At 45.5% G+C, this 17834-nt stretch carries 4 protein-coding genes and 2 pseudogenes; 3 read left to right on the forward strand and 3 right to left on the reverse strand.

Features of this window, described 5'->3' with window-relative positions:
• Positions 1 to 197: 197 nt before the first annotated feature.
• Positions 198 to 422: pseudogene (locus tag FCV43_RS18630) on the reverse strand (hypothetical protein); the annotation flags it as partial.
• 164 nt (positions 423 to 586) lie between these two features.
• A protein-coding gene (locus FCV43_RS18635; protein WP_431188302.1) for an IS3 family transposase occupies positions 587 to 1698 on the reverse strand; the annotation gives its coding sequence in 2 pieces (ribosomal slippage) (positions 587 to 1446 and positions 1446 to 1698; 1113 coding nt in all).
• A gap of 450 nt (positions 1699 to 2148) precedes the next feature.
• On the opposite strand from FCV43_RS18635, the gene FCV43_RS18640 reads away from it, so the two are divergent.
• Genes FCV43_RS18640 through FCV43_RS18650 form a run of 3 tightly spaced genes read left to right on the forward strand, consistent with a single transcriptional unit; the run spans position 2149 to position 7302 of the window.
• Positions 2149 to 3795 carry an ABC transporter transmembrane domain-containing protein gene (locus FCV43_RS18640; protein WP_136996016.1) on the forward strand — a complete coding sequence of 549 codons (1647 nt, stop codon included), beginning with the start codon at positions 2149 to 2151 and terminating at the stop codon, positions 3793 to 3795.
• On the forward strand, positions 3792 to 5996 hold the full coding sequence (locus FCV43_RS18645; protein ID WP_136996017.1) for a peptidase domain-containing ABC transporter: 2205 nt from the start codon (positions 3792 to 3794) through the stop codon (positions 5994 to 5996). Before FCV43_RS18640 ends, FCV43_RS18645 begins: the two co-directional genes overlap by 4 nt.
• The gene (locus tag FCV43_RS18650) at positions 5989 to 7302 is read left to right on the forward strand and encodes an HlyD family type I secretion periplasmic adaptor subunit (RefSeq protein WP_136996018.1); all 1314 of its coding nucleotides are present in this window, start codon (positions 5989 to 5991) and stop codon (positions 7300 to 7302) included. Before FCV43_RS18645 ends, FCV43_RS18650 begins: the two co-directional genes overlap by 8 nt.
• 162 nt (positions 7303 to 7464) lie before the next feature.
• Here the strand turns inward: FCV43_RS18650 and FCV43_RS18655 are convergent.
• Positions 7465 to 17811 (reverse strand): annotated as a pseudogene (locus FCV43_RS18655) (VCBS domain-containing protein); the annotation flags it as partial.
• Between the last annotated feature and the right edge of the window lie 23 nt (positions 17812 to 17834).

Here is a 17834-nt window from a genome sequence, read left to right on the forward strand (position 1 = left end):
TGGCAATAGATTAATACTATTGATAATAGTATCTTTCAGGCGCATTTATTGCAACTATAACGCCGCTTCTAAAGCTGTCTAGCACAATACATTTCCGTTTCTGAATTTCCGAAAAGTGGTTCCTATTTTAGACTGGTGAGATCGATTGCTTATGTTGAGCTGTATTGGTAAATCTCGTGTGTCACAAGCATCATATCTAGAGTTGCTTTTGTAATCTTCAGGTAAGTCAAAACAAATGGATTAAGGCTGGATCGGTCATTAAATGAGGTGAGAAACCAGAGTTCACATTGCAGTTCATCCCAAGCTTGTTGGTTTTCCGTTTCATTATAAAATGGTTCGGTGAGTATGGCTTTGACTTGTTTTTGTAGGGTGGTAGTGACTGGGAGGGTAGATAGTTGTTGAAGATTGGTTATTTTGAGCATGATTAACTCCATAATTATCAGTATCATAGTGTTGATATGTGTTTAATTTAGTTACGAATTCGGTAGGATGCCCAGAGAAAAGGGGTTCCATGTTTAGAGTGGAGATAAATTAATTGGAAATAAAACTCGTTAGGGACGGTGTAGACCCTGTAAACATCCCTCAATTAGTGGCACTCGAAATTAGAGTCTTCCTTTCGTTGTGATTTAGCCAAATACTCCCATGGGGTAAGATCTTCCAGTGAGTCATGTGGTCGCTCATGGTTATACTCTTTTACCCAAGTTTCTGTTAATTCGCGAACTTCATTTAACGTCTTAAACACGTACATATTCAAAATGGCATCACGATAGGTTCTATTAAAACGCTCAATATAAGAATTCTGAGTGGGCTTTCCTGGTTTGATAAACTCCAGCTCAATCTGATTGTTCTCCGCCCATTCAGCCAGTTTTAGCGAGATAAATTCAGGCCCGTTATCCATTCTTATCTTTTGTGGATGCCCACGCCATGCGACAACTCGATCAAGTACGCGAAGTATACGAACCGTCGGTAAACTCAAGTCGATTTCTACTGCCAATGCTTCACGATTAAAATCATCTAAAAGGTTAAACGTACGAAAACGTCTTCCACACTGCAAAGAGTCGCTCATAAAATCCATAGACCAACATTCATTTGCATGGTCTGGCACGCACAGTGGCATAGGGTAACGCGTTGGAAGCCGCTTCTTACCACGTCGTCGCATATTCAGGTTTAACAAACGATATACGCGATGGACTCGCTTATGGTTCCATTTGTAATCCCATCGTTTTAGAGTCTTAAATAACTTGCTAAATCCATATGCAGGATAACGTTCAACTGCTTTTTGAAGCACATCAATGATCTCATCGTCTCGATGTAGATCTGGCTGATATCGATAAACTGAATCGCTAATGCCAACAACTCGGCACGCTCTGCGCTGGCTGACGTTATGTTTGTATTTCACATAATCAACCAATTCACGGCGAACCGATGGCTTTACAGCTTTTTTTCAATAACGTCTTTAAGGATGGAGTGATCCAGACTCAAATCGGCATACATCTGTTTTAATCGACGGTTCTCCTCTTCAAGCTCTTTCAATCGCTTAATGTCAGAGCTATCCATGTCGCCGTATTTAGACTTCCAGTTATAATACGTGGCATCTGAAATACCGTACTCACGACAAGCATCCGATACTTTTCGGCCTGCTTCAACTTCCTTCAAAATCTTAACGATCTGCGATTCTGTGTAGCGTGATTTTTTCATCATCGTTCTCCGTTTTACTTAGTTTAAACGGAAGAACTCTAAATCGGAATACACCTATTTTAGGGGATGGTTACAAATGCGGCAATATCCCTTTAGTGACGAATTTTTAAATATCAAAATACGAATATTATCGTGTTGCTTCGTATCGTAAGGATAAAAATGAGGTAAAACTTGACCTGGAGATGGTAGGTTCTCTGACGAAGAAATGTTATCGATCAATCGTTTGTAAATGATGTCAGGTCTTACCGGTACTATAGACTCTCAATAGGCCATTAAAAACAATTTCAAAGTGTCCGTTTTCTTATTTTTGCCGTATTTAGGGTACTCTTGTTTTGCCAAATCTAAACTAGATGGTGAAGATCCCAAAAAACACGTTAAATCAGTTTGTTATCTTGCAATACCAAGCATGGTGTACCAATCTTATTTCATAAGCATGGATAAGGATTATGTATGCCCGCAAGTTCAATGAAAAACAAAGGGGTGGTAGGAAAAGTCTTACTGCCTTCTTTACTCATCAATATTCTCTCTCTCGCCGTTCCATTAACGGTTTTACAAATTTACGATCGTATTTTACCTAACCAAAGTTACGGTACCGCCACTCTGCTATTGGCTGGTGCGACATTGGCCGTAGCGATGGAAGCATTGATTCGATTCGTGCGTACTTGGCTTTTGTCTGCAGCCGCCAGTAATACCGAGAAAGCGACCTACCAAACCTTAGTTGAAAGAGTGACTAATGCTTCATCGGGTCATATTCGCCATCTAGGTGTTGGGGGCGTGGAAGAGGGGTTGAGCTCCGTATCAAAAGTCAAAGATTGGTATTCTGGTGGGGTAATAGCTGGCTTTATCGATCTTCCTTTTGCACTGATCTTTCTTGGTTTGGTGGCTTACATTGGCGGTGAGCTAGTGGCGATACCTTTGGCGGTTTGGCTGGTTACTCTCGGAATTGTTTGGTTATCTTCTATTCGCGTTAAAAGTCTAAGTGAAGAAGCTTCCCAAGATGAGCAGGAGCGAAAAGCGTTCTTGATTTTGCTGAGCCAAACGATTCAGGGAATCAAACGTCAGGCCGTTGAGTCTCGAATCTTCAATCAGTTTAAATCCCTAAATAACGTACGCTCTCAGTCTAAAGCGAAAGAGGAAGAACAAAACGCCTTTGCGCAAGAGTGTATTCAGCTTGCAGCGTTAGCGACGTCAGTCTTACTCGTGATTACGGGTAGCTTGTGGGTATTGGATGGCCAGTTAACCACTGGTGGGTTGGCGGCATGTTCTATCTTATCGGGCAGAGCTGTCGCGCCGCTGAGCGCTCTGATTGGGGTTCGAATCAAGCTCAATTCAATACACAGTGCCAATCAGGCAATAGAAAAGCTGAGTGACTTGTCACTATCTGAGTCTTTAGATTCTGAGCAATCTGAGCCCCATTTATCTGACTTTGAGACTTTGGAAATCAAACAAGCGACCGTTGAAAGATATGGCGAACTCGCTCATGCGGATCTGATACTAAATAAAGGTGAGTTGGTTTTGTTAGAGAGTGAAGACCGCCACACTAACAGTCATTTATTGTCGTCGATTGCAGGTATTGATGATCTGAAATCGGGTGAGTGCTTCATTAATGGAACTGCTGTTTCAATCGCATCCGTAACCAACATTTCTGCCTACTGTGGCGTGAAAGGGCAGTTGGTGTCGGGGACTATTCTCGATAACTTATGTGGCTTTGATCCCGAGAGAACACAAAGCGCCAATGACTATGCTAAACGCTTGGGATTAACCAAAGAAATTACTCGGTTGCCCGATGGACTAGAGACACAAATTGGCCACACGAGCGCGTCTTTATTGAGTATGGGTAACGTGAAAATGCTCAATATCGCGACCCAGCTGGCCAGCGACAAGCCCGTAATCATGTTAGAGAGACCTGACTCTTCACTCGATTTAGATGCCCTTGGGAATCTAGCTAAGGTGTTGGAAGAAGAAGTGGCGGCAGGACGCACGTTATTGATGGTGAGTTACCATTCGAAACTTCGCGAATTAGCTAATCGAATTATTACAGTGGAAAGCCGAACCATTACGGTCGAAAGTGAGATCAATCAGGAGGCCGTCGTATGAATCGTTTAGATGCTAGTGACCGTTCAGATACGAGCAACCGTTCAGACGCGATTGAGCGACATGAGGTACTGAACCATTTAGAAACCGAGAGTCTTTCTGTTCTTAAGCAATTGGAAGTTAACGCTAATATCCAGTTGTTCGCACATCAATGGGTCGATGAGAATGGCATTGAATCAATCGACGACATGTTCGCCATGTTCGATAGGCTCGCATTACCCTATCGCTTGGTTGCTAATCTCGATGCGGTAGGTGAACATAAATTAGTCTTACTGGTTCTTAGTGAGCATGAGTTGATCTCCGGTCATTTAGAATCGAAGCAATTTGTTGCTTTTAGCACGAATGAAGCCATTACCGATGTTCCACAGTTTTGTATTGTTATAGATGGTCCACCATTAGAGAAGGCTTCTCCTGATTGGGTTGGCGAAAGATTACATGCATTTCGCCCCATCATTCCTAAATTGCTGCTGGTCAGTTTTATCACCAACTTGTTTGCGCTTGCCGTTCCATTCATCACGATGTCGATCTATGACCATGTGATTGGTGGTGACGCGGGGCATGAGTTGCAAGGTATCGCCATTGGCGCGGCTTTGTTGTTTGTGATGATGGGTTGGTTAAGGACATTGCGCAGCCGAGTGTTTGCTTCGGTGGCAAATCGAGTCAGTCGCGAGATCTCTCAATCTCTTGTTCAACGTTTGCTTAGAAATAGTTATGCTCAAAACCAGCAAACGGCGTCTTCTAGTCAACAAAACCAAGTGATGTTGTCTGAGCGTATTTCAGGTGTGTTGTCTGGGCCTTTGGGAAATGCGCTGTTTGACTTGCCATTCATTCTTATCTTTGTACTTGCGATTGGTGTGTTAGGCGGATGGTTGGTGCTGGTTCCTATTGTCTCTTTGATTCTTTATTACTTGCTAGCAAAGCGTTCGATACACTCAAGCAGCAAGCGCTCAATACAATCGACGGTGGCGGGAACTAATCGTCAGAACATGACCAATGAGCTGTCATCTAAGCTCGCCTTTATTCGCAGTGCTGGATTATCAGAGCACTGGATTCAACGCTTCCAAAAGGCCAACATTCTTGCGTCTACAGTGACGTTCAATCAATCGGTTCTCCAGAGTCGATACACCTCGATTTATTATTTCATTGGTGTGGGTTCGACGTTAGCGGTTATGGGGTTAGGAATAGGGCTTATTTTTGAACAAGTAATGACGCCTGGTGGTTTGATTGCTTCAATGATGTTGATATCTAAAGTGACAGGCCCTGCTCAGGTGTTGGCGAACAGTGCGATGCGTTTTAATAGCTTTAATCAGTCCAAGTTGCAGGTGAACCGTATTCTGTCTCAACCGTCTGAGCGTGAATTTAGCTACCAACACCACCCGCTGCCAACGTTAGCACCTAACTTGAAGTTGGAGCAGGTGACTCTACGTTATCCGAAGCAAAGTCGCCCTGCATTGAGTGGTGTGAGTTTTGATATTGAAGCTGGCGAAATTGTTGCAATTACGGGGCCTTCGGGAAGCGGAAAATCAACGTTGATTGAAGTGCTGTCTGGTCTACAGCCAATACAAAACGGGATGGTTGAGCTTGAAGGGGTTAACCTCGTTCAATACGATCCACAGCTCTATCGCCACTGGTGTTTTATTCGAGCTGCTTATCCCGATTTGCTCACGTTGAGTATTCGTGAATGGCTCAACGACGGACATCAAGTTGAAGATCAGAAAATGATGTCTTCGATTGAACTTGTGGGGGGCAAGCGTTGGTTCGCCACGTTGCCTGATGGGTTGGATACTTCAATCAGCAGTATTCAACCGGATAGCCTTTTTGACATGTTGTCGGGCAGTGTTGCGCAGATCCTCATTGACGCGAAAGCGCTGGTTTATGACTACCCAATGTTCTTAATGGATAACCCCGTGCCTGATGCTCATCCAAATGCTAAGCGTGTATTTGGTGAGTTTTTGGCTTCGAAAAAAGGAAAAGCAACGGTGATCTATACTTCTCACGACCCGGATTTAATCAAGCTTGCCGATAAAGTGGTGGTACTCAATGAAGGTGCTGTGGTTTATGCCGGTCCATTAGAGCCGGAGCAGTCTTTGAAGCAGGAACAGCCTTCAGAGCCTCAAGCTTCCCAAGAACAAGATCCGTCTGCTGAACAAAATGCAGCCCAACAAGAACAATCCAAGTCTAAGCAAGGAGTCGCTAATGGCTAAACAACCTATCGAGAAGGGCAAGCGCTACGGTGAACTTGTTGAATCACAAAATACGGCTCGTACATTAGCTCTGGCCACATGGTCGGTTGCCTTATGTGTCATTGCTTTTGCCACTTGGTCTGTAGTCACCCAAGTTGATGAAATCGCCAAAGCCAAAGGAGCTGTTATTCCTGAAGGAGAAAAACAAGTTCTGCAAAGTGATATCGGCGGGAAGTTAAAACGAATCCTAGTGAAGGAAGGCCAACTGGTTGAAAAGGGTCAGCCGTTGGTAGAGTTTGATGCCACTTTTCAGCAAACCGCATTGGAAGAGTTACGATCTCAACAAGTGACGCTACTCGCCAGTATCGAACGTATGAATGCTTTGCTCGATGATCGTGAACCGAATTTCGGAGAGTTTGAAATTGATTTCCCAGAGATAGTAAGCCAGCAAAAAGCACAACTTAATGCTCAAAAGGGTCTCTATTATCAGAAACGTATTGTTCTTGAAAAAGACAACGAACAGATTGCAGAACAGCTCCGTAGTTTGGAAAAATCGTTGCCGAGTTATGAGAAAGAACTTTCTGCGACAAAACAAGAATTGAATATCCTAGAGAAGGGTTACAAGTCTGGCAATATTTCACGATTAAGAGTGTTGGAAATGCGTCAAAAGTTGGCAAGCATTGAACAGAAGATCGAAGAGGCACGTGGTAAAAAAGCGGTGTTGATTAAACAAGCTGATGGGGTCGAACAAAAAATTGGGCAACTACTCGCGGAAGCAAAAGTGAAAGTCAGTGACGACCGTTCTAAAGCGGTATCTGATTTGTCCGCACTTAACGCGAGAGTTCGTTCAAGCCAAGCTAAAGTAACCAACACGACGTTAGTTTCGCCATTACAAGGGTTAGTCCAAAGTCTTCCAAGTACCAAGAATGGTGGGGTAATTCAACCGGGTGGTACCGTGGTTGAAATTGTTCCTGTGGGTGGGAAAGCTGACTTTAAGGCTCGATTATCGCCAAGAGATATTGGTTTTGTGAGTGTAGGGCAGCCGACTCGAATCAAGATTGATGCGTTTGACTACAGTCGCTTTGGCGCATTGAAAGGTATGGTTGAGAGTATCTCTCCAACCACAAGTCAAAGTGAGCGCGGTGAAATCTATTACGAAGTAGTCGTCTCGGTGGATGTTCCTTATTTCCGTGATAATCCGGAGAGTTTTTCTATCTTGCCAGGTATGACGGGCGAGGTGGATATTACAACCGGTGAGAAGTCCGTTTTCCAATACCTGTGGAAGCCAATTTACACGAACGTGAGTGTCGCGTTTGGTGAAAGGTAATCGCTATAGAGATTCGCAGAATAGTAAACACATAAGAAAATAGAAAGCAAAAGGGAGCACATCATGTGCTCCCTTTTTGGTTTTCATTTTCTTTGTTTTGTATGTTCTTTAGAAGAGATTACGGGAGCAGATAACACTCCCGATCTTACTTACTTGTTGATGTTATGGATTAGGGTCTATGTCTGGCAGCCCGTCTACGTCGTTGTGATGGTGATGCTCATCATCTTGGTTGTGGTTGACGTTCGTATCATGGTGTTCAAGCGCATCCGACATATCCAAGTGTGCTTGGTCATGTGTTGCTGCATCTTGTTGGTCGACTTGTGCTAGTACGATGTCCATGTCCGCAGGTTGATCGTGATCTACTGTAGATGTCGTATCTGGTTTGATGCCCAATGCATCCAGATAAGCTGCCGCACCATGGTGGCTGGTTTTCTGGTCTGGTGCTTGGTGAGCGTGCTGAGTCAAATCTAGATAACTGTCATCGCTTTGCGTAACGGTAAAGTCTGCTTGCGAAGACATGTCAGGCTCGTCATGCAACACCTGAGGAGGAGGCGGTGGAGCAGGGTGTGAGGTATAGGTAATAGGGGTTATTGTCATATCAACTACCTCGGTACCTATATTCAGTTTACCGCTATTCCCCGGGCCATGGCTGAGTATTTGAACGTTCACATGGGCAACCACTTCATCTTGATTTGTCCCTTGTAATGCAACTTCGAACTTGTCTTCATGTTGGCCAATACCAGAAGCGCTGCCATGTGGCCCTGTGTGTACATTTGCCTGTTCTTGATAATGTAAATCACCAGTCTGAGGGTCAATGGTTAATGTTCCATATTGACCGTGATGACTTGTTACATAACTCCCATCTGGAAGATGAATCCGCCAACCATGTTGTGCAGTTGGTACTGGCGTTAAAGATGGGAGTAGTGGTGGTGTGCCAAGTGTGGCCGAAATTTGATGACTTCCAGATGGCGCTTTGACTATGATCGGATCAGGTATGGCACTGGCAGCAAAGCCTTGGCTACCCGCGGTATTACCGTGTTCGTCAGTCATGGTCACTTGTACATGAGAGCCTGGGGCAACTTCTATTTGTAACCCATGCTGTAGACTATGAGCATCGAGCACGTGGTCTTGTCCATTAACGACAAGATGCTCGCCAATTTTAGCATCACCCGGAGGCGTAATGGTTGCTGTGATCGTGTTTGCATCACCACGAGCAATTTCAGCTTTACTGTATAAGTTGTCTGCGCCTGCGCTTTCAAATGTAACCGTAGGGAGACTTACCTGAGTGTCAACTTGGTAAACCACATCGGTGGTAGCGTGCGCGTTATTACCTGCGCTATCTGTAACGGCTATTGAGGCTTCAATTTTCTGGTCAGCATCTGCAATTAACTCACGACCAGGAACAGCAATTGAATAGTGCCCATGTGAATCGACAGCGCCAGTATGTTTTGTGCCATTTACATTTAAAGTGACAAGATCTCCAGTATTAAAATCACCAGAAACGGAACCGGTGATATCAACGGATGAATGGGATTCTTGATCGTTAATCACGTTATCAACAGTGACAGGGTCGGTATGAATACCGATGTGTATTTGTGTATCAACATGTACTGAAAGTAGTGGAGACGTTGCCGGTAGTACTGATGACGGAGCCAGTGCTTTAGCCGATAGATTATGAGCGCCATCTGTTAAGTTGCTTACTACGGCACTGTATTGACCCGATGCGTCAGACACTGCATGACCAATTGGTGTTGAACCATCATAAACAGTCACTTGTGAATAAGGAATATCAGTATGGCCAGTTATCGTTGGCGTATTGTCGTTTGTCAGGTTGTCTGTATCCGATTTTCCGCTATCACTTGAAGCCACCAAATCTACAGTAACCGTATTACTTGGTGGCGTGTTACTGCTAGTTGGAAGGCTTGGTTGCGCCGTCGTAACGATGGGGTTTTGTGGTACTGTTGTGGTGATAGTTGGTTGTTGCCCTGTAATCAGATTGACTTGTCCATTGGTATCAAAGGTTAGGAATCTTGATGATTCGCCACCATGATTATCCGCAACTTTAACTTCAAACACATCAGCGCCATGGTAGGTGTGCGTGGCTGAGTTGTAGCTCATCCCTGAAACAGAAGAGTTTGGGGTATAAACATAAGCACCAGAACTCGGATCTACCGTCAAATCACCAAACTGTCCGCTAGAATTTACCACAGAGAAAGAATGCGTGTCTTTTACATCGACATCCGTTTCTGTCAACGTACCTGTTGTTGGCGTAGTCTGCGTAACTGAAAGTATTGGTGCATCGTTGGTACCGTGGATTCTTACGGTAACGATTTGTTTATCACCACCCTGTGTGAGCACTTCGTATTGCACCGTCTCTACTTGATCCTTAGCAAGGTGCTGTACATTAGCATTAGGAACGGAGTAACTCCAATCGCCCGCTTTTCCGATGGTGAAAGACCCGCCAAATGGGTCATGCAGCGCATGCACATTATGGTTTTCATGGAAATGATTTTCTCCCGCATCGGGGTCGTTGACATCAAGCACACCAACGGTGTAAATCGTATGTTGAGCATCACCTTGTACATGTCTATCTTCGCTGACAGTGCCACTCTTGTCTCCTGTGATCACCCCTGCATCATTAAACGCAGATAAGGTCGTGCTTGCACCAGTGTGCGTGACACCGCCATGCGCGTCTTTAATGTCATAGCTAAAATGCACAGCTCCGTTATAGTTTTTCTCGGGAGTAAAAGTAAAGCTACCATCAGGGTTTGAGGTGATGGAGCCGTGATCAGCATGCAGGTTATCAACGCTGAGTTTACCGAGATCATTAATGTCTACATCAGTTGCATTGGCGAGTAACATCGAAGAAGTGAGCTGTATTTTGCTATCTTCAACGCCATTTGCTAATGCTACATCAGCACTAACTACAGGGGCATCATTGATAGCTTGAAGGTCAAGATTGGCATTTGCTGCTGTCGAACCACCATGACGGTCGATGACATCGTAGCTAAACTGAACACTGCCGTTATAGTCTTTGTCTGGATGGAAAACAAAGCTACCGTTGGCCGCAACCGTGATTTTTCCATGATCAACGTTAAGGTTGCTCACCCTTAACCAACCGCGATCATTGATATCAACATTGGTCGCATTTTGTAATAGCTCCGCAGGCGTAATGATGTAGTCGCTGTCCTCGGTGCCTTGGGCTAATGTGAGGCTACCAGTTACTTGCGGGTTGTCGTTATGCCCCTCTATTTCGATGGAAATAGATTTACTGGCGTGACTGCCATCGCTAGAGATAGCCTCTATCGTGAAGTGCTCATAATAGACGCGCCCTTGCCCAAGTTCTGCTGCCTTGGCGCTGTCAATATCAAAGTGCCAAGCTCCATCGCTATCCACATGAAAGGTGCCATATTGACCGGCAATCCCGGTTTGAGGGGTATGGCCCCAAGACACGCTATCATGGTTATCGGCATCATGTGCCATAAGTTGTCCGCTAATATTGTGGTTAACCGAACTGTTTTCGATGACATGGGCTAATGTGCCATGTGAATCGATAATAACGCCATCATCAGTGCCTTGGATGTTAACTGAAAGGGGGAATGTTGTTCCGTCAGGTGCAATAAGTTTAATGCTTTCACTCAAAGATTCACCTGATTTTAGCCCTTGTACTGCTGCGTTATTGTTGTCACCAACGTATAGCCAAGCATATTTACCCGCATCCGCTCCTAATGTGATCGAATGTAGCTCGAATTTTCCAAGTGGTGTCATGATGTCTAAATCTTGGCCTAGGTGCCAAGTATATTGCTTGCCTGCGAACTCGACTTGAACTTGGTCAATATGGCTGTCACTGTCGGTGATAGAGAGCATTTGCCAATCATCCATAGAATCAAGTTTGCCAGGGATGCCTGTCCACCAATTTGCAGCAATGTCTTCTGTCGCTGTCCCTGTGTTTACGCCTGATATTTGAGTCGCATCATCGACAGCCGCTAACGTTGTACTCGCTCCCGTGTGGGTTATCCCACCATGGGCGTCTTTAACGTCATAGTTAAAGTGCACATCACCGTTGTAGTCTTTTTCGGGAGTAAAAGTAAACGTACCATCATGATTATCGGAAATTGAACCATGATCAGCGTGGAGGCTCTCGATAGTGAGTTTACCCAAATCATTCGCATCCACGTCTAGGGTATTAGCTAATAATTCAGTGGCAGTAATGGTCTGAGCTAAATCCTCTTTTCCTGAATTTAACTGCACTTCTGAAGCGCAATAAGGGCGGTCGTTATCACCATGAATAGTGATCACAATATCGTGGGCGGTACCGTCTTTAGAAAATACGGTAATGGTATCGGTCAATGTTTGGTTTTCGCCTAGTTTATCGATGTTTGTTCCAACACCAGAAGCCTGTTGTCCGATTTCCACGGTATAGTGCCAAGTGCCGTCTGTGAGTAGCATCAGGTTTCCATATTGACCGTGATAATTATAACCAGCACCTTTGCTATCAAAGGTGTTTTCTCCAACATCACCGTCTTGGATACTAAGCTTTCCATCCGCATATAAAATATCATTGGTGATTTCACCCATACCAGGCTGCGCATGATCGGGAGATCGGTCTGGTCTACTACTTTCATTAATATCGCCAGTGTCTAAGCCACTGATGATGGCAGTGTCATCGATAGCGGATAACGTTGTGCTCGCTCCCGTGTGCGTGACACCACCATGGGCATCTTTAACGTCATAGCTAAAATGCACATCACCGTTGTAGTCTTTTTCTGGAGTAAAAGTGAAAGTACCATCCGAATTAACCGCAATAGCGCCATGGTCGGCAGTTAAATTCGCCACTGAAAGCTGACCAATATCGTTATGATCCACATCGATTGCATGCGTTAATAATTGCGCCGATGTCAGTGTTATAACTGTGTCTTCAGTACCTGCTGCTAGTTGTGTGGCAGCACTAACTACAGGGGCATCATTAGTGCCATGAACTGTAATCGTCAAATTTTGTGTTGACGTTGCATTTACTTCATCTTTCACCGTCACAGGAATGGTAATAGTTTGTTCCTCTCCAGCGCCAAGGTGTTGGTATGAAGCATGAGCGGGATCAAAGGTATAACTGCCGTCGGTATTAAAGGTCAAACCATCCACAGGATTTGCAATGGAAAAAGAGAGAATCGGACGCGAATTGTAATCGACATCAGTCGCCTGCATCTGACCTTGAAGCGCGCTACCATCTTCAATAACCGATTGTGTTTGAGCTGCTAGAACGGGTGCATCATTAGTACCGGTCACGGTGATAGTAATATCATGAGACGTGCCATCTGCAGAATGGACGCGGTAGACCACGTGCTCTACATCTCCTTCATGAAGATATTGAAGGGCACTATTTTTAACCGAGTAACCCCAATTACCTTGTGGGGTTATGTGTAAACTTCCATGAAAAGGGTCATGAATTGCTCGTTCGCCGAGCTGACTATATTGAAAATGATCTTGTCCTGCATCAGGGTCGGTAACCTTCAATGAACCAGAAACTTGAATCGTTTGCACCGAGCTATGCCCAATATTTTTATCTTCGGTGATATTTCCCGTGTCAACGCCACTAAATGTAGCTGTATCCGCTACGTTTTTCAGATTTATATTCGCGCCAGTAGTTGTTACACCACCATGGGCGTCTTTTACATCGTAAGTAAAATGAACATCACCGCTATAGTTTTTATCAGGGGTAAAGGTAAAAGTACCATCTGTATTGATAGCGATAGCGCCATGGTTAGCATGTAAATTATCAATAGATAATTGCCCCATATCATTGACGTCAATGTCATGTGACTGGCTAAGTAATTCGGCCGTGGTGAGTTGAATATTGGTATCTTCAATACCTGCCGCTAACTTCACTTCCGCTGAAACAATAGGCGCATCATTCGTGCCATGTATTGTCACGCTCAACACTTGACTCGCGCTACCATCTTTAGAATAAACAGTATGCGTGTCAGTGAATGATTCACCTCGACCTAAATGTTGAACCGCACCGTTGTTATTATCAATCAGATATTTCCACCCACCATCTGCGCTGATTGTGAATTCGCCATGGTGCGCCGTTGCAACTATTTCCGGCTTTAAATATGCATCCCCATGATCCGGATCAATCACTTTTAAGTGGCCCCCTGCATACAAATGCGTTTGGCTGGCCGGTACAAAGTGATCTTCAGTTACATCCTGGCTAGCGGGCAAATATTTTGGCATCACCACTTCAATTCGCGCACCACTCTCTTCACCATGTATTGTCACCGAAATAAGTTTGGTTTGACCGTCGCTGGTTTGAATTTGATATTGATCGGTTAATGATTCACCCTGTTTTAAGGCTGCGACCTTATCGTCAGCATCATGATTTCTTGCCCAATCGAGATTATAGGTATAATGACCATCAGGCCAAACTGACAACTGACCATAACCTTGACTCCCCTGATGTAGAGAGTGCACAAACTGCGTATTATCATTACTGTCAGGATCTATTAAGCTAACCTGTCCTTTGATAACACTCATATCATGATAAGTATGCAGCGCTTGCGCTTCACTGATATCAATGGATGACGATTGTAGCTGTGCCTTATCATCACTACCGACTACGGTCACAGTGGCTGTAGCTGGCGTTTGTCCACCATGATTATCATTCACCATGTACTTTAAGGTGATGTCCGAAGTTTGCCCTGCACTTAAATGTTGAAAAATAGGGCTGTGGCTATCTATCAGTAAAGTATGACCATCTGCGGACATTGTTACGCCCACAGGTAACGGACCAGTTTGCCCTTCAAAGCTAACTTGGATTTGGCTGATTGAAAGTGGATCACCGTCTTTATCTGTAGCATTAGCCAATAGGTTCACTTGATGATGAGCCTCAGTATCCTCGGTGACGGTATCTGTTAATGCAGTGACATCGGGCGCATCATTAACCGCCGCTAATGTGGTGCTCGCGCCCGTATGCGTGACCCCGCCATGGCCGTCTTTTACATCATAAGTAAAATGTACGTCGCCGTTGTAGTCTTTCTCTGGGGTAAAGGTAAAGCTGCCATCAGGATTTGAGGTGATTGAACCATGATCAGCATGCAGGTTATCAATGCTGAGTTTACCCACATCATTGGCGTCAACATCTATGGTGTTTTGCAGTAATTGGCTGAGAGTTAATACCTGTGCGGTGTCTTCATGTCCTGAGTTCAGGGCGACTTCAGATGAGCAATAAGGCTTGTCATTATCGCCATGAATGGTAATGACGATATCGTGGGTGGTGCCATCTTTTGAGGTCACAGTGAGGGTGTCTGTGAGCGTCTCTCCTTTACCCAAGGCTTGAATCGCGGGCTGATTATTATCCGCTGAATAGCCCCAATGACCATCACCGCTGATGTTGAGCTTGCCGTAACTGCCCTGTATCGCAGTGGCACCGCGCCCATGGGAATCAAAGTCACTCTCACCAGTATCGGCATCGCTAATCGATAATTGACCAGATACTCGCAATTGATGCAGACGGTTCACGGCTAAATCTTCTGTGAGACTACTGGTATCAACACCGCTGATGGTCGGTGTATCATTAGTACCGGTTATGGTGATAACTAAATCTTTGGTATCCGTGGCACCCGCAGAATCCGTGACGGTGACCGGGATAGTTAAGGTTTCTATCTCACCTGCTTTAAGGTGCTGGAAGCTGGCATCTGTTGGATCGAGGTGATAACTGCCATCGCTGTTTAGTGTAAATCCACCCTGTGTGGAGGTGGTTGAATAGCTTGCGCTATCACCCGTATCGATATCCGTTGAGGTAATTTGACCTGTGACAACCGCGCCATCTTCGGTGGTGCTAATAGGGGCAATGGTGTTGATAACAGGTGCATCATTTGCAGGTGTTACATCCACATTGATGGTTTGATTGGTGGTGGTGTGTCCATCTGTGACTGACAATACCACCGTGGCGGGGCCATTGTAGTTGGCGTCTGGCGTAAAGACTATTTCACCCTGAGCATTGAGCGTCGCCGAGCCATGGGTGGCTGTGACACTCGGCGTAAGCGTGTCAGTTGCATCAACATCGGTCGCATGGAAGGTAATGGTTTTACTGCCATCCTCACGTACAGTTTGCGTTGCGACGGGGGTGATAACCGGCGCATCATTGGTGCCATTAATCGTTATCACGATATCGTGGGTGGTGCCATCTTTTGAGGTGACGGTGAGGGTCTCGGTGAGCGTCTCGCCTTTACCCAAGGCTTGAATCGCGGACTGATTATTATCGGCTGAATAACCCCAATGACCATCACCGTTGATGTTGAGCTTGCCGTAACTGCCCTGTATCGCAGTGGCACCGCGCCCATGGGAATCAAAGTCACTCTCACCAGTATCGGCATCGCTAATCGATAATTGACCAGATGCTCGCAATTGATGCAGACGGTTCACTCCGATATCTTCGCTGAGGAGAGCAGTATCTGACCCCGCTATCACCGCACTATCATTTGTGCCGTTGACGGTAATCATTACTTGATGCGTTGTACCATCAGCAGAGGCAACCGTGATGCTATCAGTGGAGGTTGAGCCAGCGCCTAATGCTTGCACCTGTGGACTATTGTTATCTAAATCGTAAGACCATGCGCCAGAATCGGTCAGATGCAATGTCCCAAACGTTCCAACAATATCGGTATTTGAGAAATGCGCTTCACCTGTATCTGCATCTGTGACTGTTAGCTTGCCAGAAGTGTGCAATTGCGATTCTTCAGTGACTGTGCCGCTGTTAGTTCCTGTAATTACTGCTTGATCGTTAGTACCATTAATCGTCACTTTGATGGTCGATGGGGTGCCATCGATGGAAGATACAGTGAAAGTCTCTTCTACCTTGTCACCAACGTTTAATTGATTAAAGGCACTATTCGCTGTGAACGTCCAGTGTCCATTAGCATCAATGGTTAAGTAGCCATTGGTGCCAGTAATAGAATCTGGAGTGAACGCATTGTCTGGGTTATCAACATCGGTACTGGTTAACGTTCCGGAAGTCGAGATAGCAGTATCAGTTTCATCCACAGCAACGATTGCGGTGCTGACTGTCGCTGCATCATTAGTGCCATTGATCGTCACTTTGATGGTCGATGGTGTGCCATCGATAGAATTTACGGTGAAGGTTTCTTCAACCTTATCGCCGACATTTAACTGATTAAAGGCACTGTTCGCGGTGAATACCCAATGGCCAGTGGCATCAATAGTCAGGTTGCCGTTTGTGCCTGCAATGGAATCTGGAGTGAACGCATTGTTTGGGTTATCAACATCGGTGCTGGTTAGGGTACCTGAAGTTACTACTGCTTTGTCAGTTTCATCCACAGCAACGGTTGCTGTGCTGACTGTCGCCGCATCATTAGTGCCATTGATCGTAACTTTGATGGTTGATGGTGTGCCATCGATAGAATTTACGGTGAAGGTTTCTTCGACTTTGTCACCGACGTTCAATTGATTAAACGCGCTGTTGGCGGTGAACGTCCAGTGTCCATTAGCATCAATGGTTAAGTCGCCATTGTTGCCAGTAATAGAATCTGGCGTGAACGCATTGTCTGGGTTATCAACATCGGTACTGGTTAACGTGCCTGACGTCGAGATAGCAGTATCGGTTTCATCCACCGCAACAGTGGCAGAGCTAACCGTGGCCGCATCATTCGTACCATTGATCGTAACTTTGATGGTTGACGGGGTGCCATCAACGGAAGAGACGGTGAAAGTCTCTTCGACTTTATCGCCAACGTTTAGCTGATTAAACGCGCTGTTCGCGGTGAACGTCCAATGACCATTGGCATCAATAGTCAGGTCACCATTAGCTCCAACAACGGAATCCGGTGTGAACGCATTGTCTAGGTTGTCGACGTCGGTGCTGGTTAGGGTACCTGAGGTGGTTACCGCTTTGTCGGTTTCATCGATGGCAACGGTCGCACTGCTGACAGTAGCGGTGTCGTTAGTACCATTGATGGTGACTTTGATGGTTGATGGAGTGCCGTCAACGGAAGCGACGGTGAAGGTTTCTTCAACCTTATCGCCGACATTCAACTGATTAAAGGCGCTGTTCGCGGTGAAGTTCCAGTGGCCAGTGGCATCAATAGTCAGGTCACCGTTGGTGCCAGTAATCGAATCCGGAGTAAACGCATTATCTGGGTTATCCACGTCGGTACTGGTCAATGTTCCTGATGTGGTTACTGCTTTGTCAGTCTCATCGATGGCGACGGTCGCACTGCTGACAGTAGCGGTGTCGTTAGTACCGTTGATCGTCACCTTGATGGTCGAAGGTGTGCCATCAACGGAAGTGACAGTGAAGGTCTCTTCGACCTTATCGCCGACGTTTAACTGATTAAACGAGCTGCTCGCGGTGAACACCCAATGACCATTGGCATCAATGGTGAGGTCGCCATTGGTGCCTGCAATGGAATCTGGAGTGAACGCATTATCCGGATTATCGACATCGGTGCTGGTTAATGTTCCTGAAGTCGTGACTGCTTTGTCGGTTTCATCCATGGCAACGGTCGCACTGCTAACAG

Source organism: Vibrio genomosp. F6 (genome assembly GCF_005146325.1).
GTDB classification, from domain to species: Bacteria; Pseudomonadota; Gammaproteobacteria; order Enterobacterales; family Vibrionaceae; genus Vibrio; species Vibrio cortegadensis.